Annotated in this window: 22 protein-coding genes; 21 read left to right on the top strand and 1 reads right to left on the bottom strand. The window is 63.9% G+C overall.

What is annotated here, in order from left to right; genetic code table 11:
- The first annotated feature begins 135 nt into the window (after positions 1 to 135).
- The 13 genes from tsf to lpxB all read left to right on the top strand — a co-directional run bounded on the left by tsf (position 136) and on the right by lpxB (position 14,083).
- Positions 136 to 1,059, top strand: coding sequence for a translation elongation factor Ts (tsf, locus tag LC062_RS02160; RefSeq protein WP_224909373.1), 924 nt, complete (start codon positions 136 to 138; stop codon positions 1,057 to 1,059).
- 209 nt (positions 1,060 to 1,268) lie between these two features.
- The gene (gene pyrH / locus LC062_RS02155; RefSeq protein WP_181758477.1) at positions 1,269 to 1,988 is read left to right on the top strand and encodes a UMP kinase; all 720 of its coding nucleotides are present in this window, start codon (positions 1,269 to 1,271) and stop codon (positions 1,986 to 1,988) included.
- A gap of 218 nt (positions 1,989 to 2,206) precedes the next feature.
- Positions 2,207 to 2,770, top strand: coding sequence for a ribosome recycling factor (gene frr / locus LC062_RS02150; RefSeq protein WP_181758478.1), 564 nt, complete (start codon positions 2,207 to 2,209; stop codon positions 2,768 to 2,770).
- A 40-nt stretch (positions 2,771 to 2,810) separates the two neighbouring features.
- A complete protein-coding gene (locus tag LC062_RS02145; RefSeq protein ID WP_224909372.1) occupies positions 2,811 to 3,575 on the top strand; it encodes an isoprenyl transferase in 765 nt (254 codons plus the stop codon).
- Positions 3,572 to 4,447, top strand: a complete 876-nt coding sequence (locus tag LC062_RS02140; RefSeq protein WP_224909371.1) for a phosphatidate cytidylyltransferase — start codon at positions 3,572 to 3,574, stop codon at positions 4,445 to 4,447. The genes LC062_RS02145 and LC062_RS02140 overlap by 4 nt, the downstream gene beginning before the upstream one ends.
- A gap of 24 nt (positions 4,448 to 4,471) precedes the next feature.
- Positions 4,472 to 5,686: a 1-deoxy-D-xylulose-5-phosphate reductoisomerase gene (locus LC062_RS02135; RefSeq protein ID WP_224909781.1), complete on the top strand. Its 1,215-nt coding sequence runs from the start codon at positions 4,472 to 4,474 to the stop codon at positions 5,684 to 5,686.
- A 62-nt stretch (positions 5,687 to 5,748) separates the two neighbouring features.
- Complete coding sequence (gene rseP / locus LC062_RS02130) at positions 5,749 to 6,885, top strand: RIP metalloprotease RseP (RefSeq protein WP_224909370.1); 1,137 nt, start codon at positions 5,749 to 5,751, stop codon at positions 6,883 to 6,885.
- 228 nt (positions 6,886 to 7,113) lie between these two features.
- On the top strand, positions 7,114 to 9,438 hold the full coding sequence (gene bamA, locus LC062_RS02125; RefSeq protein ID WP_224909369.1) for an outer membrane protein assembly factor BamA: 2,325 nt from the start codon (positions 7,114 to 7,116) through the stop codon (positions 9,436 to 9,438).
- Between the two features lie 71 nt (positions 9,439 to 9,509).
- Entirely contained in the window at positions 9,510 to 10,562 is a 1,053-nt protein-coding gene (gene lpxD / locus LC062_RS02120) for a UDP-3-O-(3-hydroxymyristoyl)glucosamine N-acyltransferase (RefSeq protein WP_224909368.1), read from the top strand.
- Between the two features lie 118 nt (positions 10,563 to 10,680).
- Positions 10,681 to 11,154, top strand: coding sequence for a 3-hydroxyacyl-ACP dehydratase FabZ (gene fabZ / locus LC062_RS02115; protein WP_224909367.1), 474 nt, complete (start codon positions 10,681 to 10,683; stop codon positions 11,152 to 11,154).
- 8 nt (positions 11,155 to 11,162) lie between these two features.
- Positions 11,163 to 11,960, top strand: a complete 798-nt coding sequence (gene lpxA / locus LC062_RS02110) for an acyl-ACP--UDP-N-acetylglucosamine O-acyltransferase (protein ID WP_224909366.1) — start codon at positions 11,163 to 11,165, stop codon at positions 11,958 to 11,960.
- 6 nt (positions 11,961 to 11,966) lie between these two features.
- Positions 11,967 to 12,857 carry an LpxI family protein gene (locus tag LC062_RS02105; protein ID WP_224909365.1) on the top strand — a complete coding sequence of 297 codons (891 nt, stop codon included), beginning with the start codon at positions 11,967 to 11,969 and terminating at the stop codon, positions 12,855 to 12,857.
- Positions 12,854 to 14,083 carry a lipid-A-disaccharide synthase gene (gene lpxB / locus LC062_RS02100; RefSeq protein ID WP_224909364.1) on the top strand — a complete coding sequence of 410 codons (1,230 nt, stop codon included), beginning with the start codon at positions 12,854 to 12,856 and terminating at the stop codon, positions 14,081 to 14,083. Before LC062_RS02105 ends, lpxB begins: the two co-directional genes overlap by 4 nt.
- Here the strand turns inward: lpxB and qhpR are convergent.
- Positions 14,080 to 15,111 carry an AraC-like transcriptional regulator QhpR gene (qhpR, locus tag LC062_RS02095; RefSeq protein WP_224909363.1) on the bottom strand — a complete coding sequence of 344 codons (1,032 nt, stop codon included), beginning with the start codon at positions 15,109 to 15,111 and terminating at the stop codon, positions 14,080 to 14,082. The genes lpxB and qhpR overlap by 4 nt on opposite strands.
- A gap of 207 nt (positions 15,112 to 15,318) precedes the next feature.
- On the opposite strand from qhpR, the gene LC062_RS02090 reads away from it, so the two are divergent.
- The 8 genes from LC062_RS02090 (at position 15,319) to LC062_RS02055 (ending at position 24,117) form a co-directional block, all read left to right on the top strand.
- Entirely contained in the window at positions 15,319 to 16,455 is a 1,137-nt protein-coding gene (locus tag LC062_RS02090; protein ID WP_224909362.1) for an ABC transporter substrate-binding protein, read from the top strand.
- A gap of 26 nt (positions 16,456 to 16,481) precedes the next feature.
- A complete protein-coding gene (locus LC062_RS02085) occupies positions 16,482 to 17,567 on the top strand; it encodes an ABC transporter ATP-binding protein (RefSeq protein ID WP_224909361.1) in 1,086 nt (361 codons plus the stop codon).
- Positions 17,567 to 18,421: an ABC transporter permease gene (locus LC062_RS02080; protein WP_224909360.1), complete on the top strand. Its 855-nt coding sequence runs from the start codon at positions 17,567 to 17,569 to the stop codon at positions 18,419 to 18,421. Before LC062_RS02085 ends, LC062_RS02080 begins: the two co-directional genes overlap by 1 nt.
- Positions 18,421 to 19,227, top strand: coding sequence for an ABC transporter permease (locus tag LC062_RS02075; protein ID WP_224909359.1), 807 nt, complete (start codon positions 18,421 to 18,423; stop codon positions 19,225 to 19,227). The genes LC062_RS02080 and LC062_RS02075 overlap by 1 nt, the downstream gene beginning before the upstream one ends.
- Before the next feature lie 48 nt (positions 19,228 to 19,275).
- Entirely contained in the window at positions 19,276 to 20,046 is a 771-nt protein-coding gene (gene fabG, locus LC062_RS02070) for a 3-oxoacyl-ACP reductase FabG (protein ID WP_224909358.1), read from the top strand.
- Between the two features lie 126 nt (positions 20,047 to 20,172).
- Positions 20,173 to 21,234 carry a phosphotransferase enzyme family protein gene (locus LC062_RS02065; RefSeq protein WP_224909357.1) on the top strand — a complete coding sequence of 354 codons (1,062 nt, stop codon included), beginning with the start codon at positions 20,173 to 20,175 and terminating at the stop codon, positions 21,232 to 21,234.
- A 28-nt stretch (positions 21,235 to 21,262) separates the two neighbouring features.
- Entirely contained in the window at positions 21,263 to 22,534 is a 1,272-nt protein-coding gene (locus LC062_RS02060) for a class-III pyridoxal-phosphate-dependent aminotransferase (protein ID WP_224909356.1), read from the top strand.
- Complete coding sequence (locus tag LC062_RS02055; protein ID WP_224909355.1) at positions 22,534 to 24,117, top strand: aldehyde dehydrogenase family protein; 1,584 nt, start codon at positions 22,534 to 22,536, stop codon at positions 24,115 to 24,117. Before LC062_RS02060 ends, LC062_RS02055 begins: the two co-directional genes overlap by 1 nt.
- The last annotated feature ends 2 nt before the right edge of the window (positions 24,118 to 24,119 follow it).

The raw sequence follows: 24,119 nt of genomic DNA, 5'->3' as shown, positions 1-24,119 counted from the left end.
CATTGAGACTACATGCCGGCGGGGCCTTTCAGGCTCCGCCGGCTGCCGCTCTGAAAAAGGGCGGTGCCTGTCATTAATCCTATGTAGGGCCTCGGCTAAGCTCGCCGGGGTGCAAACCCGTCAACGAGGCGATCTATGAGCATTACCGCAGCGATGGTGAAAGAGCTCCGGGAAAAGACCGGTGCTGGCATGATGGACTGCAAGGGAGCCCTGAAGGAAACCGACGGGGACATGGAAGCTGCTGTGGACTGGCTGCGGACCAAGGGTCTGGCCAAGGCCGCCAAGAAGGCTGGTCGCGTCGCGGCTGAAGGCCTGGTCGGCGTTGCTTCCAATGGCGCCAGCGCGGCGGTGGTCGAGCTGAACTCCGAAACCGATTTCGTTGCCCGCAACGAGGGTTTCCAGGCTCTGATCGCCGGTGTGTCGAAGGCGGCGCTTGAAGTGAACGGCGACGTCGAGGCGCTTGCTGCCGCTTCCTTCCCGGGCAGCGACAAGACCGTCGAAGGCGAGATCAAGGAAGCAATCGCGACCATCGGCGAGAATATGTCTCTGCGCCGCACGGCTGCCGTGTCCGTTTCCAAGGGCGCCGTTGCCTCCTACGTGCACGGTGCGATTGCCGACAACATGGGCAAGATCGGCGTGCTGGTCGGCCTTGAGTCCGACGGCGATGCCGAGGCCCTTGCCGCATTCGGCCGCAAGATCGCGATGCACATCGCTGCGACCAACCCGCTTGCGCTCAATGTCGATGAGCTGGATGCGGACGTCGTCGAGCGCGAGCGTCAGATCTTCGCCGAGCAGGCGCGCGAGTCGGGCAAGCCGGAAAACATCATCGAGAAGATGGTCGAAGGTCGTCTGCGCAAGTTCTACGAGGAAGTGACCCTCGTGAAGCAGGCCTTCGTCGTCGATCCGGACAAGACGGTCGAGGAAGCGGTCGAGGCCTTCGCCAAGGAGCTCGGCAGCCCGGTCAAGCTTGTTGCCTTTGTGCGCTATGCCCTCGGTGAGGGGATCGAGAAAGAAGAATCCGATTTCGCCGCGGAAGTCGCCGCGGCGGTCGGTAGCTAAGTCCAGTAGGGCGCCGGATGATCCCGGCGCCCTTCTTCTATCCGGCGCTCATTGGAAGATGTACCATGCCGAGCGGGCCTTTCCTTTGGGGAAGGACGCGCGGCATTTTTCTGCGGGCCAGCAGGTGTCGTGGTACAAGACGTCGATGAGCGCCATCTGAAGCCGGGCAGACCCGGCGGAAACTGAAACATCCAATGGCGGGACGGATGATGACGAGAAAACTTCGCTGGCGGCGCGTGCTTGTGAAACTGTCGGGCGAAGCATTGATGGGCTCCCAGGACTTTGGCATTGACCCGGAGACGGTCGGCCGGGTGGCCAAGGAAGTCGCCGAGGCGGTCAGCCTCGGGGCGCAGGTTGGTGTGGTCGTCGGTGGCGGCAATATCTTTCGCGGCGTCGCGGTGGCGGCCAAGGGTGGCAACCGGGTGACCGGTGACCACATGGGCATGCTGGCGACGGTAATGAACTCGCTGACGCTTGCCGATGCGCTGCGGCGCCTGGGCGTGCCCGCGCGTGTGCTGTCGGCGGTGCCGGTGCCCTCGATTTGCGAGACCTTCACCCAGCGCGGTGCCGAGCGCTATATGGAAGACGGAGACGTGATCGTCTTCGCGGGTGGCACGGGCAACCCGTTCTTCACCACGGACAGTGGTGCGGCGCTGCGCGCCGCCGAAATGCGCTGCGATGCCTTCCTGAAGGGCACCAGCGTCGATGGCGTCTATTCCGACGACCCCAAGAAGGTGCCGGACGCGGAGCGTTACGAGACGCTGACCCCGGGCGAGATGCTCGGCCGTGACCTGAAGGTCATGGATGCGACCGCGGTCGCGCTGGCGCGCGATAACGCGATTCCCGTGATCGTCTTTTCCATTCGCACGCCCGGCGCTCTGGTCGACGTGATGAATGGTGTCGGCAAGTACACCGTCATTTCCGATTGATGATTGTGTGAGGCGCCGGGCTGGCGCGGCGGTGTGGGCCGCCGCACTGGCTCGGCGTTTTTCGGAATTTCCCGTGAATTCCGGTCGTTTGCCGTCGCGCAGGGCCTGCAGCGGCGCGGAAGCGCTTGCCTTTCGGCCCCCGCTCATGGAAATAAGACGCAGTTGTTTTATGGGGTTGGCCATGTGCATGTGGGCCGACCGAAAAAGGAGAGGTCACTATGGCGGATCAGGATGTCGACTACGCGGATCTGGAGCGCCGCATGAACGGGGCGATCAGCGTGTTGAAGACGGATCTGGCCGGTCTGCGGACCGGGCGCGCCTCGTCCAACATGCTGGATGCGGTTTCGGTGGATGCATACGGCTCGCCGATGCCGATCAACCAGGTGGCGACGGTCAGCGTTCCCGAGCCGCGGATGATCTCCGTGCAGGTCTGGGACAAATCGATGGTCTCTGCGGTGGAGAAGGCCATTCGCGAATCCAATCTCGGTCTCAATCCGGTGGTGGACGGCACCACCCTGCGGCTGCCGATTCCGGAACTGAACGCCGAGCGGCGCAAGGATCTCATCAAGCTGGCGCATAAATATGCGGAACAGTCGAAGGTCGCCGTGCGCCACGTCCGCCGCGATGGCATGGACACCTTGAAGAAGCTGGAGAAGGATGGCGACATCAGCGAAGATGACAGCCGGGTCTCCGCCGAGCGTGTCCAGAAGATGACCGACGAGATGATCGTCGAGATCGATGCCATGCTGGCGAAGAAAGAGCAGGAAATTTCCCAAGTCTAGCCGCATGCGGCGGCCTGGTCGGCGGATGAGGGAGCAAGGAATGACGGTGACGGCAGACCTGAATGTCTCCGCGCGGGACAAGGCGCCGGGGGATGTCCCCCGGCACGTCGCCGTGATCATGGATGGCAATGGCCGGTGGGCGGTGCAGCGAGGCTTGCCGCGCACGGAGGGGCATCGGGCGGGCGTGGCCGCGCTCCGCCGGATTGTCCGCCATAGCGCCGCGCGCGGCGTCGAGTTCCTCACGCTGTTCAGCTTTTCCTCCGAGAACTGGAGCCGGCCGGCCGCCGAAGTCGGTTTTCTAATGAGCCTGCTTCATCGGTTCGTGCGCCGCGATCTGGCGGAAATCCACCGCCAGGGCGTGCGTGTGACGATGATCGGCGAGCGCGAGGGGCTGGAGCCGTCGATTCTCGGGTTGATCCTCGAAGCCGAGGAGCTGACGCGGAACAACACCGGCATGACGCTGGTGGTCGCCTTCAATTACGGGTCCCGTAATGAGATCCTGCGGGCGACGCGCAAGGTTGCCGAAAGGGTCGCCGCTGGCGAGTTGGCCCCCGGGGAGATCGATGAGGCGACGATTTCGGCAAATCTCGACACCGCTGACCTGCCGGATCCCGATCTGATCATCCGCACCAGCGGCGAGCAACGCCTGTCGAATTTTCTGCTGTGGCAAGCGGCCTATTCGGAATTCTATTTCCCGGACCTTCACTGGCCCGACTTCGATGAGCATGCGCTGGATGAGGCCTTCGCGGCCTATGCGGAACGGGATCGCAGATTTGGCGGGCTTTCCGCGAAAGTGGCAAGATGACGCATTCTGATCCGCGGCCGCAGCCCGGCGGTCCGAACCGGTCGGAACTGACCCTTCGGATCCTGTCCGCCGCCGTGCTCGCGCCTCTGGCGCTGGCCGGGACCTACGTCGGTGGCTTGGCCTTTGATCTTGGCGTCGGCGCCTGCGCCTTGTGGCTCGTGTGGGAATGGGCGGCGATGGCTGGTGCCCTTCGGCAAGGGCGTGGCATGGCGCTGGCGACGCTCGCTGGAGTGCTGCCGGCGCTGGTGTTGGCGGTTGCGACCGGGCAGGCGGCGCTTGCGACCCTGGTGCTGGCGATCACCGCCGGCGGCGTTGCGCTTGCCGGCGTGATGACGGGCCGGACGCTGTGGACCTGGCTTGCCGGGGGGGTGCTCTATGGCGGGCTGCTTGGTCTCGTCCTGATTGATGTGCGCGCCGGCGCGCATGGGCTGGCGATGGTTCTTTTTCTCTTTGCGGTGGTCTGGGCGACGGATATCGCCGCGTATTTCGCGGGTCGGTCCATCGGTGGTCCGAAGCTGTGGCCGAGGGTGTCGCCGAAGAAGACCTGGAGCGGGGCTCTCGGCGGGTTGGCGGCCGCGATCGCCGTCGGGGTTGCCGCGTCCGTGCTCGACCACGCGGTGTCGCCCCTGTTCTGGATCCCGGCGGCCGCCGTCCTCTCCGTGTTCTCGCAAGCGGGCGATTTGTTCGAATCCTCTCTCAAGCGCCACTTCGGGGTGAAGGATTCGGGACATCTCATTCCCGGCCATGGCGGGATCATGGATCGGCTCGACGGGCTCGCCGGTGCTGGAATCCTCGGCTATCTGGTCGCGGTGGTGGTGAGCGGAAGCGTTGCCGATCCGGTCTACCGGCTGATGACCGCCCAGGGATACTGACCAGGAACAGTGATAGTGAGCGAAATGATGCAAGGTCCGGGCGGCGCAGATCACGACGAGGCCGCCGGGGCGCCGATGCGCCTGACGGTGCTGGGGGCGAGCGGCTCGATCGGTCGCAGCACTCTGGATCTGGTCGAGCGCTATCCGGAGCGGTTCGAGGTTCAGGCGCTGACGGCAAACACCAGCGCCGAGGCGCTGGCGGACGCGGCGATCCGGGTCGGGGCCCGTCTGGCCGTGGTGGCGGATCCGACGGCGTATGCGACCCTGAAGGCCGCCTTGGCCGGCTCCGGGATCGAGGCGGCGGCGGGCGCGGAAGCGGTGATCGCGGCGGCCGAGCGGCCGGCCGACATGCTGGTGGCGGCGATTGTCGGGGCCGCCGGACTGGCGCCGACCCTGGCGGCGGTGCGGGTGGGCACGACCATCGCGCTTGCCAACAAGGAATGCCTTGTTTGCGCCGGCGATCTGTTCATGCAGGCGGCACGTGCCGCCGGCACGACGATCCTGCCGGTGGATTCGGAACACAATGCCTTGTTCCAGGTGTTCGAGACGGCCAATGCGGGGCAAGTCGAGCGCTTGACCCTGACCGCCTCCGGCGGGCCGTTCCGGACCTTTTCGCTTGAGGAGATGCGTCACGTCACGCCGGAAGCGGCGCTGCGTCATCCGAACTGGAGCATGGGCGCGCGCATCTCCATCGACAGCGCGACGATGATGAACAAGGGGTTCGAAGTTATCGAGGCGCGGCACCTGTTCCCGGTCCGCCCCGATCAACTTGACGTGCTGGTGCATCCACAGTCCGTGGTGCATGGTATGGTACAATACCGCGACGGGTCGGTGCTGGCGCAGCTCGGGTCGCCGGACATGCGCACGCCGATTTCGCACTGCCTCGCCTGGCCCCGCCGTATGCGGACGCCGGCACAGCGCCTTGATCTCGCCGCATTGGGAACGCTCACCTTCGAGGCTCCGGATCCGATCCGCTTCCCGGCTTTGCGTCTGGCGCGTGAGGCAATGGCGACCGGAACGGCCGCCACGGCCGCACTGAATGCGGCGGATGAGGTTCTGGTCGAGGCCTTTCTGAACCGCCGCATCGGCTTTCTTGAGATCGCCGAGACGGTGGAGGCGGTGCTGGAGACCTTGGGGCGCAATGGCGAGCTGACCGCGCCCGGTTCGGTAGATGAGGTGCTTCAGGTGGACGCGCTGGCCCGCAAGACGGCACGGAACCTTGCCGGATTGACCGGCTGATGATGCAAACAGCTTCTTAACTCGTCGGGGGCAGAATGCTGGCCCAGGCGGAGGGGATACGAATGGAACTGATCGGATCTGTGTTCGGATCTGCGGCGGGATATCTTCTGCCGTTCCTCTTTGTTCTGACAGTTGTCGTGTTCTTTCACGAACTGGGTCATTTCCTGGTCGCGCGCTGGTGCGGCGTCAGGGTTCTGGCTTTTTCCGTCGGCTTTGGGCCGGAGCTGTTTGGCCGCAATGACCGGAAGGGGACGCGCTGGAAGGTCTGCGCCATTCCGCTCGGCGGCTACGTCAAGTTTGCCGGTGACGAGAATGAGGCGAGCGCTCCCGATACCGCAGCGCTCGCCCGGATGAGCGCGGAAGAGCGCGCCGGTGCCTTCCAGACCAAGAGCGTCGCCCGGCGGGCCGCCATCGTCGCCGCCGGACCGATTGCCAACTTCATCCTGTCGATTGTCATCTTCGCGTTGCTGTTTTCCGTGCTGGGCCGCTCGGAGATCTCCCCGCGCGTCGATCAGGTGCAGGCGGAAAGCGCCGCGCAGGAAGCCGGCATTCTGCCCGGGGACCTGATCGTTGCCATCGGCGGTCAGCCGATCGAGACCTTTTCCGAGCTTCAGCGGGCGGTCAGCATCAGCGCCGATGTTCCGCTTCAGTTGGCGATTGATCGCGCCGGGCGGCTGATCGACGTCACGGTCACGCCCAAGCGGCAGGAGATCACCGACCGTTTCGGCAATGTCCAGAAGGTGGGGCTGCTCGGTATCAGCCGCAGTGCCAAGCCGGAGGATATCGTCAAGCGTCAGTTCGGGCCGATCGAAGCGCTGCAGGAAGGCGTGAAGGAAACCTGGTTCGTGGTCGCGCGCACCGGCGGCTACGTGGCTGGTATCTTTGCCGGACGCGAGTCGGTCGACCAGTTGGGTGGCCCCATCCGCGTCGCCCAGATCTCCGGGCAGGTGGCGACCCTCGGCTTTGCCGCTCTGCTGAACCTGACGGCGGTTCTTTCCGTTAGCATCGGCCTGCTCAATCTGCTGCCGATTCCCATGCTGGATGGTGGGCATCTGCTGTTCTACGCAGCCGAGGCGGTGCGCGGAAAGCCCTTGAGCGAGCGCGCTCAGGAGTACGGATTCCGATTGGGGATAGCCATCGTGCTGTTCCTGATGGTATTCGCGACATGGAACGATGTGTTGCACCTTTCCGCCCTGTGAGGCGGAAAGCGTGTCGCTGCTGCAACGCCTGCGCTTGAATCGCCGAAGGGACGGTTTGAGCGGTTGCGTCCGTGGCAAAAGACTGTAAAACGACTGACGTATATGAAGAATCTCGGCCGCTCATCCGACCTGTAGTCAGCAGGTACCTGAGGTGGCGGAACCAGAAAAAGGCACAGTGTCTTTATGCAGCGTCTGCAGAACACGACCAGAACGATCCTGGTAGCCGCAATGATGTGCGGGGTCGCGCCGATCCTGCCGCATTCCGTACCGGTCATCGGAACCTCTGAGGCCGAAGCCGCCGTGATCAGCCGGGTTGTCGTGCGTGGCAATACGCGCATCGAGCCTGCGACGGTCGAAAGCTACCTGACGATTCGTCCCGGTCGGCCCTATGGTCCGGCTGATATCGACGAATCGCTCAAGGCGCTGTTCGCTACCGGGCTGTTCGAGGATGTCTCGATCAATCGCCAGGGAAATGCCCTTGTGGTGTCCGTGGTCGAGAACCCGATGGTCAGTCGTGTGTCCTTCGAGGGCAACAAGCGGATTTCGGATGAGACGCTGAAGGGTGCGGTGCGGACTCAGGAGCGGTCAATGCTGACCCGCGCCAAGGTGCAGTCCGACGTTCAGAACATTCTCGAGGCGTATCGTCGCTCCGGTCGCTATCGCGCGACCGTCGAGCCGAAGATCATCAGCCGTGACAGCAACCGTGTCGATCTGGTGTTCGAGATCAACGAAGGTGAGCGGACCGGCGTCGAGCGCATTACCTTCATCGGCAACACCAAGTTCAGTGACGGCCGTCTGAAGGATGTGATCCGCACCCGCCAAAGTGGGTTGCTCAGCTTCCTGCGCACCACCGACAGCTTCGATCCGGATCGTCTCGATGCCGATCAGGAGCTTATTCGTCAGTTCTATTACCGGCATGGCTATGCGGATTTCCGCATCATTTCCGCCGTGGCCGATCTCGACCGTGAGGAGAACGTGTTCTACGTCACCTTCACGATCGAAGAGGGTGAGCAGTACACCTACGGCGATGTTGATGTGCAGACGTCGCTTGCCAGCGTCGATCCGGAGGAGCTGCGGCGCAAGCTGCGCACCGATCCGGGCGATACCTATTCCTCGCTTGAGGTCGAGAAGTCGCTAGAGGCGCTGACCCTGGATGCCTCGCGGCAGGGGTATGCCTTCGCTCAGGTTCGTCCGCGCGCCACGCGCGATTACGAGAACCGGACGATCTCGCTGACCTATTTCATTGAGGAAGGTCCTCGGGTCTATGTCGAGCGGATCAATATTCGCGGCAACGACCGGACCCGGGAATACGTCATTCGGCGCGAGTTCGATCTGGCCGAAGGTGATGCCTTCAACCGGGTGCTGATCGACAAGGCCGAACGTCGCCTCAAGGATCTGCAGTTCTTCAAGAATGTACGGATCACCACCGCGCGGGGCAGTGCGCCGGATCGCATCATCGTTAATGTGGATGTGGAAGAGCAGCCCACTGGTGAGGTTGGCTTCGGTGTTGGCTACTCGACCTCCGATGGTGTGATCGGTGACGTCACCATCAGTGAGCGCAACTTCCTTGGTCGCGGCCAGTTTGTTCGCGCCAAGCTTGGCGTCGGCAGCTCGACCCAGTCCTATGAGTTCGCGTTTACCGAGCCGTATTTCCTTGGTCGCCGGGTCGCGCTTTCGCTGGATGTCTACCGCCGGGTCTATGGCGAGACCGACTTCCGCGATTACGAGTTGGACACCACCGGTGGTTCGATCGGTCTCGGGCTTCCGCTGCGCGATGACGAGCTGCGCCTGAACCTGGTCTACCGGATCTTCGACCAGGAGGTGAGTCGCAAGAACGTGGGCACCCTGTCGAATGCGCTGACGTCTTCGTACGGTCGGAACATCACTTCGTCGATCGGGTACACGCTGGTGTATGATACCCGCGACAGCCGGATGGATCCGCGCGACGGCTTCTATGCGACCTTCGGTCAGGAGTTGGCTGGTCTCGGCGGCGATTCCCGCTACCTGTCGACCACGGTCGATGCCCGCGCCTACAAGGAGCTCCTGCCTGAATGGGGCGTGGTTGGCGTGCTGCGCGCCGGCGGTGGCAACATCTTCGGTCTCGGCAAGGCGCTGCGGGTGACCGACCAGTTCCAGCATCGTGACTCCTGGCTGCGTGGTTTCGAGCCGCAGGGCATCGGTCCGCGTGACGCCACCACGGGCGATTCGCTCGGTGGCCGCTGGTATGTGCATGCCAATGCGGAAGCGGAGTTCCCGATCTTCGGTCTGCCGCGCGAGCTCGGCCTGTTCGGCGCCGTGTTCACCGACTTCGGCGCTGTCTGGGATGCCGATCCGGCGCTTATCGCTTGCGTTGAGACCGCGAACGGGTGCGGTGGTACGCAGGCTGCTGGCTCGGTGACTTCCAACGGCTTCTCGCCGCGGGTGTCCGCCGGTTTCGGTGTTAAGTGGGTGTCGCCCTTCGGGCCGATCCGCGCCGACTTCGCCTGGCCGCTGGTCAAGGAAACCGGTGACCGCACGCAGTTCTTCCGCATCGGCGGCGGCACGCGCTTCTGATCGGTGTGAACACTGCTGGAAAATGAACCGGCTGCCGCTCGTTCGGTGGCCGGTTTGCTCGTGAGGAAACCATGACAGACCCGGTCTTTTTCGACGCCTTCGCACCGGTGACCATTGCCGATCTGGCGGCCTGGGTGGAGGGCGATCTGCCCGCCGGCGGCGGTGAACGGGTGATCGACAGTGTCGGGCCGCTGGAAGACGCGGTTTCCGGGCAACTGGTGTTCTTCGACAATACCAAGTACCTCCCGATGCTGGCCGAAACCGTGGCGACCGCCTGTCTCGTTTCGCAGCGTCATGCGGCCAAGGTGCCGGAAAGTGTCACCCCCATCGTGGTGCGCGAGCCGTACCGGGCCTGGGGCATCATTCTCGGCCGCCTTTATCCGGCCGCGCTCTCGCCGATGACGATGGACGGCACCCTCGGCGGGATCTCGCCCGCCGCGCGCATTGATCCGAGCGCGCGTCTGGAAGATGGCGTGGTGGTCGAGGGCGGGGCCGTGATCGGCCCGGAGGCCGAAATCGGCAGGGGTACCCGCATCCAGGCGAATGCGGTGATCGGCGCGCGGGTGCGCATCGGCCGCGATTGTGCGATTGGCGCCAATGCGGTGGTGCAAAGCACGTTGATCGGCAATCGGGTGATTCTGCATCCGGGCGTGTGTGTCGGCCAGGATGGCTTCGGCTTTGCCATGGGCGCGCAAGGACACCTGAAGGTGCCGCAGATCGGCCGGGTCATCATTCAGGATGATGTTGAGATCGGGGCCAACACCACGGTGGATCGCGGGGCCAATCGCGATACGGTGATCGGCGAGGGCACCAAGATCGACAACCAGGTGCAGATCGGCCACAACGTTGTCATTGGCCGCCATTGCGTGATCGTCTCGCAGGTCGGCATTTCCGGCAGCGCGACCTTGCAGGATTATGTCGCCATCGGCGGGCAGACCGGCGTTCGCGGTCACGTCACCATAGGCATGGGCGCGCAGATCGCCGCCGTCAGCGTCGTGGAGGCGGATGTGCCTCCGGGCGAGCGCTATGGCGGAGTTCCGGCCAAGCCGGTAAAGGTCTGGTTCCGCGAGGTGAAGACCCTTGCCAAGCTGGCTGAACGCGGATTGAAAAAGCCGACCGACTAACGGCCTGCCTTGTCATCTCCCAGGGGAATGGGAGAAGGTCGGTGGAGTCGCCTCCGGAGACAGGGCCGGATTTTCGTGACGCAGGAAATAAAAACACATCAGGTTGAGGACTGAGGGCATGAGCGAGGGCGAACACAAGACGTTGGGAAGTGCGGATATCCTTCGGGTTCTGGAACTTCTGCCACATCGGTACCCCTTCCTGATGGTCGACCGGATCATCGACATGGATGGGGATCAGTCCGCCATCGGCATCAAGAATGTCACGGCGAACGAGCCTCATTTCATGGGCCACTTCCCGGGCCAGCCGGTGATGCCGGGCGTGTTGCTGATCGAGGGCATGGCCCAGACCGCCGGTGCGCTCTGCGTCCATTCGCGCGGCAATGCCGACACGCCGAAGCTGGTCTATTTCATGACCATCGACCGTGCGAAATTCCGCCGGCCGGTCGTCCCCGGTGATCGGGTCGAGTACCATATGAAGAAGATCCGCAACCGTTCCAACATCTGGAAATTCGACGGCGTCGCGCTGGTCGACGGTGTGAAGGTGGCGGAAGCGGAAATCAGCGCAATGCTGGTCGACAACAACGACGATTGAGGACTTTAATGGCACGAATTCACCCGTCCGCGGTGGTGGAAGATGGCGCGCGGCTTGGCGCGGATGTCGTCATCGGCCCGTTTTGCCATGTGGGGCCGGAGGTCGAGCTTGGCGAAGGCGTCGAGCTGAAGTCTCACGCGGTCGTGGCGGGCAACACCCAGGTTGGCGCCCGCACGGTGATCTTTCCCTTCGCCTCCGTCGGACATCAGGCCCAGGACCTGAAGTTCCAGGGTGAGGAAGCGCGCCTGATGATTGGCGCCGACTGCATCATCCGCGAGGGGGTGACGATCAATCCGGGCACCGCCGGTGGCGGTCATGAAACGGTGATCGGCAATCGCTGTGCGTTCCTTGCCAATTCTCATGTGGGGCACGACTCGCGCCTCGGCGACAACATCATCCTGTCGAACAATGTGATGATCGCCGGCCATGTGACGGTTGGAAATCACGTCATTTTCGGTGGCGGCGCCGCCGTGATCCAGTTTACCCGCATTGGCGACAATGCCTTTGTCGGCGGGCTCGCGGGTCTGGAAAACGACCTCATCCCCTTCGGTATGGTGATGGGCAATCGGGCGCGGCTCAATGGGCTCAACCTCGTTGGCCTGAAGCGGCACGGCTATGCCCGTGAGGATATTCATGCCCTGCGCAGCGCCTACAAGGACCTGTTCGAGGTCGAGGAAGGCACCTTGCGCCAGCGCGCGGAAAAGGTCGCCGCGGCCTATGCGGATCGAGCTCTGGTGCTCAAGGTCACGGATTTCATTCTGGAAAAGACCGACCGTCGGTTCTGTACACCCGCATCCGAAGGGTGAGGACCGGTGACCTCCGGCGATGATCCCACTCCCGTTGCAGTGATCTGCGGCAGCGGGCGGCTGCCGGTGGAGGTGGTGACGGCGGCGCGCGCCAGTGGGCGCAAGGTGGTCGCCATCGCCATCAAGGGCGAGGCCGATCCCGCTATCGCCGAGCATGACCCGGCCTATCTCGGCTGGGGACAGATCGGCAAACTCGCCGACCTGCTCAAGCGTGAATCCTGCCGCGATGTGGTGATGATCGGCGGTGTCACGCGCCGGCCGGAAATCCGTGAAATCGTTGGTGATCTCGGCACGATGCGGCGCCTGCCGCGCATCGTCGCGGCGCTGGTCGGCGGCGACGATTCCCTGCTGACCCGGATCATCCGGCTGTTCGAGGACGAGGGCTTTCGGATCATCGGTGCCCATGAGATTGCGCCGGAGCTGCTGGCGGGCGAGGGGGTGATTGCCGGCCCGCGCCCTTCAGCCGAGGCGATGGCCGATCTGGAACTGGCTCGCCGGGCGGTGATCGAGCTGGGCCGCCTGGATATCGGTCAGGGGGCGGTTGCCATCGCCGGGCGGATCGTCGCCGTCGAAGGCGCGGAAGGCACGGATGCCATGCTGCGCCGCTGCGCCGAATTGCGGCAGATCGGCCGGGTGAAGGGCAAGGGCGGCGTTCTCGTCAAATGCGCCAAGCCGGGACAGGACCTGCGCATCGACCTGCCGGCCATCGGCCCGGCAACGGTGGAGCTTGCCGCCGCCGCCGGCCTTGCCGGCGTTGCGGTCGAAGCGGGGCGGGTGCTGATCGCCGAGCGGGCGCGAACGCTGCAACTGGCCGGCAGCTCGAAAGTGTTCCTCTGGGGCATGCCGACCCTTCCGCAAGCGCCGACGCTTTCCTCCAGCCAACCGGGTGACGCATGACCGCCGACCAGCCACACGGCGAGCCTGAGAGCCCGCACAAGCCGCTGAATGTTTATCTGATCGTTGGCGAGGAATCGGGCGATCAGCTCGGCGCCCGGCTGATGCGCTCGCTGAAGGGCGAACTTGGCGATGGGGTGCGCTTTCGCGGCGTCGGCGGCGAGCGGATGGCCGGTGAGGGGCTGACATCGCTCTTCCCGATTTCCGACATCGCGGTGATGGGGTTGACGGCGGTGCTGCCGCGCCTGCCGACCATCGTTCGCCGGGTCTATCAGGCCGTGGACGATGTGATTGCCGCCGATCCGGATGTGCTGGTGATCATCGACAGTCCGGATTTCACCCATAATGTCGCCAAGCGGGTGCGCAAACGCGCGCCGCATATTCCCATTGTCGACTACGTCTCGCCCTCGGTCTGGGCCTGGCGCCCGGGGCGCGCGCGCAAGATGGCGGCCTATGTGGATCATCTCCTGGCGATTCTGCCGTTCGAGCCGGCCGCCCATCGGCGCCTGGGCGGCCCGCCGACCAGCTACGTCGGCCACCCGCTGATCGAGCGTATTGACGAATTGCGACCCGCCGACGGGGAGCGCGCGCCGCTTGACGCACTGGAGACCGAGCGTGTGCTGCTGCTGTTGCCGGGAAGCCGGCGCAGTGAGGTGTCGCGTCTGCTCGCCGATTTCGGTCAGGCGGTCGAGCGGGTCCATGCCCAATGCCCCAATTTGCGGGTGTTGCTGCCAGCTGTGCCGCATCTGGCGGACGAGATCCGCAAGCAGGTGGCCGGTTGGAAAACAGTGCCGGAAATCATCATCGGTGAAGAGGCAAAATTCGCCGCCTTCCGCAGCGCGCACGCGGCCTTGGCCGCGTCTGGTACAGTATCGCTTGAACTGGCGATCGCCGGCGTTCCGATGATCATTGCCTATCGGCTCGACTGGGTGTACCGGCGGATCAAGGACCTCAACAAGGTGCTGAAGTTCGCTGGCGTCACCTCAATGGTGCTGCCGAACATCATCCTGGAGGAAAACGCCGTTCCGGAGTTTCTCGACGATGATGCATCGCCGGAGACCCTGGCCGCCGCGCTGGTGCCGCTGTTGGGCGACACACCGGAGCGCGCTCGTCAGACCCGCGTCTTTTCCCGGCTGGACGAGGCCATGCAGCTCGACAATGGCGAGACGCCGTCAGGCCGTGCCGCACGGATCGTTATCGACGTCGCACGGCGACAAAGGGCCGACTAAAGCCGGCGGTAGCGCTGCGGGCTCATGCCCGTCCAGTTGCGGAAGGCGCGGGTGAAGGCCGACTGCTCCGAGTAGCCGAGGTTGTAGGCGATTTCCGTCAGCGACATGTCCGGGTCGTCCATATAGTGCAACGCAAGCTCATGCCGGGCGGCCTTGAGGATGTCCGGGAAGGCAAGGCCGTGCCGCCTGAGCTGCTTCTGGAAGCTGGAGCAGGACAGCCCCAGTACCGAGGCGATCTCCGGCAGGGTCGGCAAGCGGGAGCCCAGGTTGAGCTTGACCTGATTGCGCACCAGCGTGGCGAAATCCGTCGGGTCCTCCACCGAAGCGTTGCGGCTTTCCAGGAAGGCTTTCACCACCGAGAACAGATAAGGATCCTGATCCGGCATCTTGGCGTCGAGATCCTTGCGCCGGAAGGCGATCGCGTTGGTCCGGCGTCCGAACCGCACCGGTGCGTTGAACAGCCGCTCATGCTCCCTGCCGTCATCGGGTGCGGCGTGTTCGAAGCGCACTTCCAGCGGAGCCCAGTCTTCACCGAGTGCGGCGCGGAACACGTTGCAGAACATGCCCAGCGACAGTTCCGCATCCTGACGCCGGTTGACCACCCTGGGATCGACGATCTGGTAGCTCAGCCACAGAACGCCATCGTCCGGCAAGAGCCCGAAGGTGGTCTGCCCCTGATGGGCGGGGAAGTAGGTCTCCATATGGCGCAGGCCTGCGGCCAGTGTCGGCGAGCTGATCGCCGCATAACCGAGCATCCCAAGTTGTTTTGGCTGGAAATTCTTGCCGAAATGCAACCCGATGTTGTGGTTCCCGGTTTGCTGCGCCGCAACCTCGAACATGTGGCAATACTGAGAGAGATTTACTTCGGAAACCGGGTTTTCGAAGTCCTCGTGTCGGATCCCGGTCTGGCCAAGGATCCGGTCGATGTCTCCCCCACACGCGCGAAACAATTGTTTCGCTCCATTTGCCGCTGCCGACAGAACTTTAGACGGCGCCGTGAATTCGCACGAATTTACTGGCTGTTGCACGGATTTTTCGATTCATGGTTTGCCGGCACGGGCTTTATGCCTCGTAGCCATCCCTCTGGAAACCGACCTCGTTGACGGGTCAGGTTGGAAAGTAGTGTTAAATTTGAACTGTCGCTTGTCAAGTCATGCGGAGGAAACCGGTATTAGGCTGGAAGGATAAAATAAGGAACGAAATGCCTAACCAGAGCCTGACCGGAGGGGAATCCAATGACTGTTACACGCAGACGATTTCTGGCTGGAACCGCCGCCACGGCAGCGGGTCTGATGGTTGCCGGCCGCATGTCGCCGGCCCGTGCCGCGCGCAATGACCAGATGAACATTCTCTGCTGGGAGGGGTACAACTCCGATGGGGTGCTCGGGCCGTTCCGCGCCGCCAACTCCGGGGTCACCGTGCGCGCCGAAAGCGGCACCTCCGACCCGGACATGATCAACAAGCTGCGTGCTGGCGAGACCAGCGTCTGGGACCTGATCAACGTCAACCAGCCCTGGGCCCGCGATCAGCTTTACCCCGAAGGGCTGATCAAGCCGCTCAGCAAGGAGCGGTTCCTGCCGTATTTCGACAAGATGCTGCCGGAGTTCGCCGCGCCCTATCCGCTGGCCTTCGCCGACGATGGCAATCTCCTGGGCATGCCGCAGCGCTACGGCCCGTTCAGTTTCGTCGTCAACACCGACAAGATCAGCCGCGAGACGGCGGAGGACCAGGGCTGGAACCTGTTCCTCGATCCGGCGATGAAAGGCCGCTACGGCGTTCTGACCTACGACAACTGGAACGTCATTCACATGTGCCTGACCGCCGGGCTCAATCCCTTCGCCGCCATTGAGGGTGAGAACTTGTCGAAGTTCCGCGACACGGCAATGGGGATTTTCGGCGGGGCGAAGCTGCTCACCGACGATCTCGTCGCTATGAACACCGCGCTGATCAATGGCGAGATCGATGCCTATTTCACCGGCGGTACCTATACCGCGTCGCCGGCCCGCTATGACGGGGCGGACAATGTGCGGGCAATCACGCCGAACTCCGGTCCGGTCGATGGCAAGGGCGGCTGCGTCTGGGTCGAGCTGACCTCGGCGGTGAACAATCCCGATCCCAGCTCCGTGGCCGAGGACTTCCTGGAGTTCGTGCAGACGCCGGAGATCGCCAAGGCGGTGGCCTTCACCGAGGGCACCTACAACCCGGTCAGCCAGATGGGCAATCCGGACGTGCTGGCGCAGTTCGACAGCGAGGAGCTGAACGCGATCCAGATGGACAGCCTGGCGGAGGAGATGGCCCGGTCGCTCGACTACGATGTGGTGACATCCTACGACGCGCTGATCGACATCTACACCGAAGCCCGTCGCACCTGAGCGAAGCCAAGCGCTGGAAGCCATTCATGACATCGCAACCCATCTTGCGGCTTCGGAATGTCGTCAAGACCTTCGGGAGCTTCACCGCACTGCCTGGTGTGAACCTCGATATCGAAGAAGGTGAGTTCTTCACCATCGTCGGTCCCTCGGGCAGTGGGAAATCGACGTTGATCCGGCTTCTGGTCGGCATGGACGAGGTGACGGACGGGGAAATCTGGCTGCGTGACCGGCGCATCGACCAGACCCCCGCCAATCAGCGTCCCACCTGCATGGTGTTCCAGTCGCTTGCGCTGTTTCCGCACATGAGCGTGGGGCAGAACGTGGAATTTCCGTTGAAACTGCGCAAGGTCCCGGCCGAGGAACGCCGGGCCCGGGCGCTGGAGCTCCTGGATCTTCTGCGTCTGCCCCAGAGCTACTACAGCAAGCGGATTTCGCAATGTTCCGGTGGTGAACGGCAGCGGGTGGCGCTGGCCCGCGCGCTCGCCTTCGATCCGGAGATCCTGTTCTTCGACGAACCGCTTTCCGCGCTCGATTACCGGCTTCGCAAGACGCTGGAAAAAGAGCTGAAGGATCTGCACACCCGCACCGGCAAGACCTTCGTCTACATCACCCATTCGCTGGAAGAGGCGATGGTGATGTCCGATCGGATCGCCATCATGAACAAGGGGCATTTCGAGCAGATCGCCGTGGCCGACGAGATCTACGGCCGGCCGGTCAACCGGTTCGTCGCCGAGTTCATGGGCGAGGTCAACCTGTTCGATGTCACCGGCACCGCCGGCGGAGGGCTTGCCGGTGCGGGGCTGGAAAGTCATATGAACGGCCATGCCGAGACCTGCGGGGTGGCGATGGCGCCCGGTGCCAGTGGCACTTTGATGGTGCGGCCGGAATACGTGCGCTTCCTCGCCAGTTCCGACACCGCCGACTTCACCCTGCGCGGCATTTTGCACGGCGAATACGCCCTTGGCTCGCGCATTCAATACGAGGTGGAGACGCCAGGCGGGCAGGTGATCACCGTGGAGAAGCTGCGCGAGGACCGGGTCGACCGTCAGCCGGGCGCCGAGGTGGTGCTGGGGTTCGATGGCGATCATGTTCACCTGATCCGGGGGCAGTGATGGAGCGTCACGACCGCAAACTGGGTCTTCTGTCGGCGATGCCCCTGGGGCTGATCCTCGTGCTCAGCTTCCTGGCGCCGCTTGTGGTGGTCGCCGTCTTTTCCGTGATGCCGGCGAAGGTGTTCACCCTGGCGCATATGCCGGACTTTTCCGCCTATGGCGTCTTCTTCGAGCGCGGCTACTACAAATCGCTGCTGTGGTCGCTTGCCATGGCGCTCATTGCCACCCTGGCGCTGTTCCTGGTCTGCTGGCCGCTGGCCTTCGGCATGGCCAAGGTGTTTGGCCGGTTTACCCTGGTCCTCACCGTTGCCGTGGTGATGAGCCTGTTCGTGTCGGAAAACATCCGCCTGTTCGGATGGGTGCTGACCCTGATGAAGGGCGGGTTGTTCGAGGGCTACTTCCGCTCTCTGACCGGCATCGGCTTTGACAGCCCGCTCTACAACACCGGCATCATCATCTTCGGGCTGGTCTACGTCTATCTGCCGTTCATGCTGTTTCCGCTGGCCCAGGGCATTTCCATGGTTCCGGACGACACACGTCAGGCGGCGGCCGATCTCGGCGCTTCGCGCTGGCAGATCCTCTGCCAGGTCGAGCTGCCACTGGCCGCGCCCGGCATCATGGTCGGCTCCCTCCTGACCTTCGTGCTGGCGGCTGGGGCGCTGGCGGAATCCAAGATCCTCGGCGGTCAGGCGGTGATCGTCATCGCCGATGACATCGAAACCGCCTTCACCTTCGGCCAGAACTGGCCGCTCGGCGCGGCGCTTTCCATGGTGCTGATCGTCATCATCGGCGGGCTTGCGCTGTTCGGTGTCAGCCGGATCGATCTCGACGCGATCATGGGGAGGAAACGCTGATGAACACGAGCCAGACAACCCGGATCGCGCTCTATGTCTATGGCGTGCTGATCATCGGCTTTCTCTACCTGCCGCTGGTGTCGGTCGGCTTCGCCTCGATTTCCAAGGCGCGCTACCTGAGCTTCCCGATCCGGCACTACTCGACCAAATGGTACGCCGAGGCGCTGCGCAGCGATACGGTGAGCGATCTGCTCTTCACCTCGCTGAAGGTGGCGGTGATCGTCACGCTGGTGTCGATGGTGGTGGCCTTTTTCGGCGCGCTGGCCTTTGCCCGCTACCAGTGGCGATTTCGCAGCCTGTTTCAGAAGCTGATCCTGCTGCCGATCTTCTTTCCGCAGACCGTGCTCGGGCTGGCGCTCTTGATGTGGTTCAACTCGGTCGGGGTGATCCCCTCCTGGAAGACCGCTGTCGTCGCCCATCTCGTCTGGATCGCACCGATCGCCACCCTGATCGTTGCCATTCGCGCCTATAGTTTCGACCCGGCGCTGGAGGAGGCGGCGCGCGACATGGGGGCATCGACGGTGACGATCCTGCGCGAGGTGACCCTGCCGCTGCTGATGCCGGGTCTCGTCTCCGCCGGCCTGTTCGCCTTTCTGCTCAGCTGGGGCAACTTCCCGCTGTCGCTGTTCACCACCGGCGCGGATTCGACCCTGCCGGAGTGGCTCTACGCGAAGATGGTCTCCGGCTATTCGCCGCTTGTGCCGACACTGGGAGTGATGTCGGTCGTCGGCTCCTTTGCCCTGATCCTTCTGGCCATGTCCATCGGCTGGCTGGTCCGGTCCGTGCGGGAGGCGCGGGCCGGATAGGAGCGGCGGGACAAGAACACACGAACTTGAAGCAACTGGGGAGGAACCATGCTTACATCCATCAAGGGAAAAAGCGTCATTGTCACTGGCGGGTCGAAGGGGATCGGCCGGGGCATCGCGACGGTCTTCGCCCGGCAGGGCGCGAAGGTGACCCTGGCGGCACGCGGCGAGGAGGCGCTGAAATCTGCTGCCGCCGAGATCGGCGGGGAGGTGCGCTATGAGGTCTGCGATGTCGCCGACTGGGACAGCATGCGCGCCATGGTCGACAGCACGGCCCGGGCGCAGGGCGGGATCGACATCCTGTGCGCCAATGCGGGCGTCTTTCCCCAGACCAAGATGGTCGACATGGACCCGGCCGAATGGGACCGGGTGATGGCGACCAATTTGCGTTCTTCGTTCCTGTCGGTGAAGGCCTGCATTCCTCATTTCGAGAAGGCGGGCAAGGGCAGGGTGGTGCTGACCTCCTCGATCACCGGACCAGTGACGGGCTTTCCCGGCTGGTCCCACTATGGTGCCTCGAAGGCCGGGCAACTGGGCTTCCTGAAGACCGCCGCGATGGAACTGGCGCGCTACAACGCCACCATCAACGCGGTCATGCCCGGCAACATCTACACCGAGGGCCTTCAGGACCTAGGCCAGGACTATCTCGACACCATGGCCGCCTCGATCCCGCTGAAACGCCTCGGCGCGGTGGAGGATATCGGCAACGCGGCCCTGTTCTTCGCCTCCGATGAGGCCGGCTACATCACCGGTCAGCAGATCGTGGTCGATGGCGGGCAGATCCTCCCCGAATCGCTTGAGGCGATTGCGGAGATCTAGATCGGCCTTCGCGCGGTGCCCGGATAGGGCGCCGCGACCGGAAAGCCCGATCGAATTCCAGCAGTCGGGGCCCTCGCGCCTAGCCAGGCGGCGGGGCGGCCCGGACGCCCAACGTTAGGAAACAGCATGTCTAAATGCGATATGCCGCTCGAGGAGCTCCTCGAGCGATTGGAGACGCTTGCCAATCGCTCACTCACCCTCTGGGACATTCCGGACGGGGCAACGGCCCGCCTGATCAACGTCTCGGAGAACGCGACCTATCTGGTCGAAGCCGGGGACTTTCGCTCCGTCCTGCGGGTGCACCGGGAGAACTATCACTCCGAACGGGCGATCGAATGCGAGCTGGCCTGGTCCGATGCGCTGAATGCCGAGGCCGGCATCACCACCCCCGGCGTCTATGTCGGGCGCAACGGCAAGCGCATTCAGCAAGGCAGCGTGCCGGGCCTGCCGGCGCCGCGCTACATGGTGATGTTCCATTTCGTCGAGGGTGCGCAGCCGGACGAAAGCCAGGATCTGGTCGGCCATTTCGAGAAGCTCGGCGAGATTGCCGCCCGCACCCACACCCATTCCGCCAGTTGGCAGCGTCCGGGCAACTTCGAACGGCTGGTGTGGGAGGAGGAGGCGGTCTTCGGGCGGAACCCGACCTGGGGCGACTGGCGCGATGGCCCGGAGGTGGATGGTCAGGTCCGCGAAGTGCTGGAGGAGGTCGAGGCGCTGGTTCGCCAGCGGCTGGCCGCCTTCGGCAAGGGGCCGGACAGGTTCGGCCTGATCCACGCGGACATGCGCCTTGCCAACCTTCTGCTCAGTCCCGAGGGGCCGCGCCTGATCGACTTCGACGACTGCGGCATGGGCTGGTTCCTCTACGATTTCGCCTCCGCCATCAGCTTCATGGAAGACCATCCTGCCGTGCCGGATCTGAAGGCCGCCTGGGTGCGCGGCTACCGCCGGAACCGACCACTCGGTGCAGCGGAAGAGCGGGAGATCGACACCTTCATCATGCTCCGCCGGATGGCGTTGCTGGCCTGGATCGGCAGCCATATCGAGGCGCCCGAGCCGCAGGCGTTGGCACCCGGATTTGCGCGTGTGACGGCGGATCTGGGCGCGGACTACCTGCGCCGCATGGGGGAAGGCCAGCCTGTCAATTCAAACTGCGGACCTGTCAAGTCAGTCCTGCGGAAATCGCTCTAAGTAGCGGTAACTGTTGAAAGGAAGCCCGATGTCCCAGGCGAAGACAGAGTTTCTGGAGCGGTCGAAAACCTTCTGGAATCCAGGGAAGACGCAGGACTGGATCGACATGGGTGTCGATCTGGTGATCGACCGGCGTGAAGGCTATCACCTTTACGATATGGACGGTCGCCGCCTGATCGACCTGCACCTCAATGGCGGAACCTACAACCTCGGACATCGCCATCCGGAGCTGGTGGAAGTGTTGAAGGCCGGCACCGAGCGCTTCGACATGGGCAACCACCATTTCCCGGCGCTGGCCCGCACCGCGCTGGCCGAGGCGCTGCAGGCGGTCGCCCCCGGTCCCAACTTCAAATACACCGCCTACGGGTCCGGTGGCGGCGAAGCCATCGACATCGCCTTGAAGACCGCCCGCCACGCCGCGCAGAAGAAGAAGATCGTCTCGATCGTCAAGGCCTACCACGGCCACACCGGCTTGGCGGTGAAAACCGGCGACGACCGCTTTTCCAAGCTGTTCCTCTCCGAGGATGCGCAAGGCGAGTTCGTTCAGGTTCCCTTCAACGATCTCAACGCGATGGAGGACGCCCTGCGCGGCCGGGATGTCGCCGCCGTGATCATGGAAACGATCCCGGCGACCTATGGCTTTCCCATGCCCGAGGTCGGCTATCTGCCGGCGGTGAAGAAGCTCTGCGAGAAATACGACGCCTTCTACATCGCCGACGAGGTGCAGACCGGCCTCATGCGCACCGGTGAGATGTGGGGCTGCACCAAATACGGCGTCGAGCCGGACATCATGGTCACCGGCAAGGGCATTTCCGGCGGCATGTACCCCATTGCCTGTGTGCTGATTTCCGAGCGTTGCGGCGGCTGGCTGTCGGAGGATGGATTCGGCCACATCTCCACCATGGGCGGCGCCGAGCTTGGCTGCATCGTCGCCATGAAGACGCTGGAGATCATCCAGCGCCCGGAGGTGCGCACCATGGTGCAGTACATCGGCGATTACCTGCGCGCAGGTCTCGACGACATCATGGTCCAGTTCCCCGACTTCTTCATCGGCATCCGCCAGCATGGCGTGATCATGGGGCTGGAGTTCAATCACGAACAGGGCGCCAAGCCGGTGATGAAGCACCTTTATGAAAACGGGGTCTGGGCGATCTTTTCCACGCTCGATCCGCGGGTGCTGCAGTTCAAGCCGGGCCTTCTGCTCAGCCAGGCCGATGCCGAGGATGTGCTCCGGCGCGTCGCCATCGCCGTCGAGCTGGCGCGGGATGAGGTCATGGGCAGCCGCCGGAGGACGTACTGATGGATCAGGCGCTTTACAACTCGCTTGTCGATATTTCGGACAGCCCCGCCGCGCGCGCCGGCAAGGCGGATCTGATGCTGGATCGTGCCCGCTGGGCCGCCACCGTATTCGACCGCTACGACCGGGCCGCGACCATGGCCATTGTCGATGCGGTCGCCGAGGCGGCTCATGCGATGGCCGGGGAGATGGCAACGAAGGCGGTGGAGGAAACCGGCTTTGGCGTCGCCGAGCACAAGAAGCTGAAGAACGAGCTGACCGCCCGCCCGCTGGTGGAGCATTACCGCGATCAGGACTTCGTCAACTCCCGTATTGATGACGCGCGGAAGATCGTCGAGATTCCCCGGCCAGCCGGGGTGATCTTCGCGCTGACCCCCTCGACCAATCCGGTGGCGACCCTCAACTACAAGATCCTGCTGGCGATGATGACTCGTAATGCCATCGTCATCTCGCCCCATCCGGCGGCGCGCGCGGTCTCGATCGAGGCGGCAACGGCGCTGGCCCGGGCGGCGGAGGCCGCCGGTGCGCCGAGCGGTGCCATCCAGATCCTGGAGACGCCGTCAATTCCGCTGGTCGAGGCTTTCATGACCTCGCCGAAGACCAACGTGATCCTGGCAACCGGCGGCACGCCGATGGTGCGCGCGGCCTATTCCTCCTCCAATCCGGCGATTGGCGTGGGGCCGGGCAATGCCCCGGTGTTCGTCGATGCCACGGCGGATATCGGTGCGGCCGCCCAGGCCATCGTTGCCTCAAAATCCTTCGACAACTCGATCCTGTGCACCAATGAAAGCGTGCTGATCACGGTTCCGGAGGTCGAGAACCAGTTGCGGATGGCGCTGAAATCCGCCGGCGCCTACCTGTGCACGGACGAGGAGACGGCGGCCTTGCGCCGGTTCCTGTTCCATCCGCGCGGCTTCAACGTGGAAGCCATTGGCCGGGACGCCACCTGGATTGCCCAGGAATGCAACATTCGCGTTCCCGCCAACACCCGGATCCTGGTGACGCCCATCACGCAGATCGGCGTGGAAGAGCGGCTGTCCAAGGAAAAGCTGTGCCCGGTTCTGGCTCTTCATGTTGCAAAGACCCGAACGCAGGCCCTCTCCCAGGCCCGCGCGGTCCTGCGGTTGACCGGAGCCGGGCACTCGGCGGCAATCCATGCCCGCGATGAGGCGGTGATCATGGACTATGCCGCGCTGGTGGAGGCCTACCGCGTGGTGGTGAATGCGCCCTGCTCGCAAGGGGCGGCGGGGTTCGCCACCAATCTGGCGCCCACCTTCACCATCGGCACCGGTTTCTTTGGCCGCTCGTCCATCGGCGAGAACGTCGGCCCCCAGCACCTCGTTCACTGGACCCGCATTGCCTACAACGCCGACCGGAAGGTGCCCTTCGGCAACTTCCAGGGGGTAGGCCGCGCCTTCCGGGGGCAGCTTCCCACCGCGCCCGCCGATGGTGTGCCGGGCACTGCGCCGCCGCGTTTCGCGGCGCCGACACCTGCACCGTCTGCCGCGTCCTCGCTGGACGCTGCAACCAAGGACGAGCTGCGCCGCCTGATTGCGGCCGAGCTCCGCGATCTCCTGAGGAAATAACC

This window comes from Stappia indica, from assembly GCF_020177335.1.
Classification (GTDB): Bacteria; Pseudomonadota; Alphaproteobacteria; order Rhizobiales; family Stappiaceae; genus Stappia; species Stappia indica_B.
The sequence above is the reverse complement of the archived record's forward strand: the minus strand, read 5'-3'. Positions and strand labels throughout refer to the sequence as shown.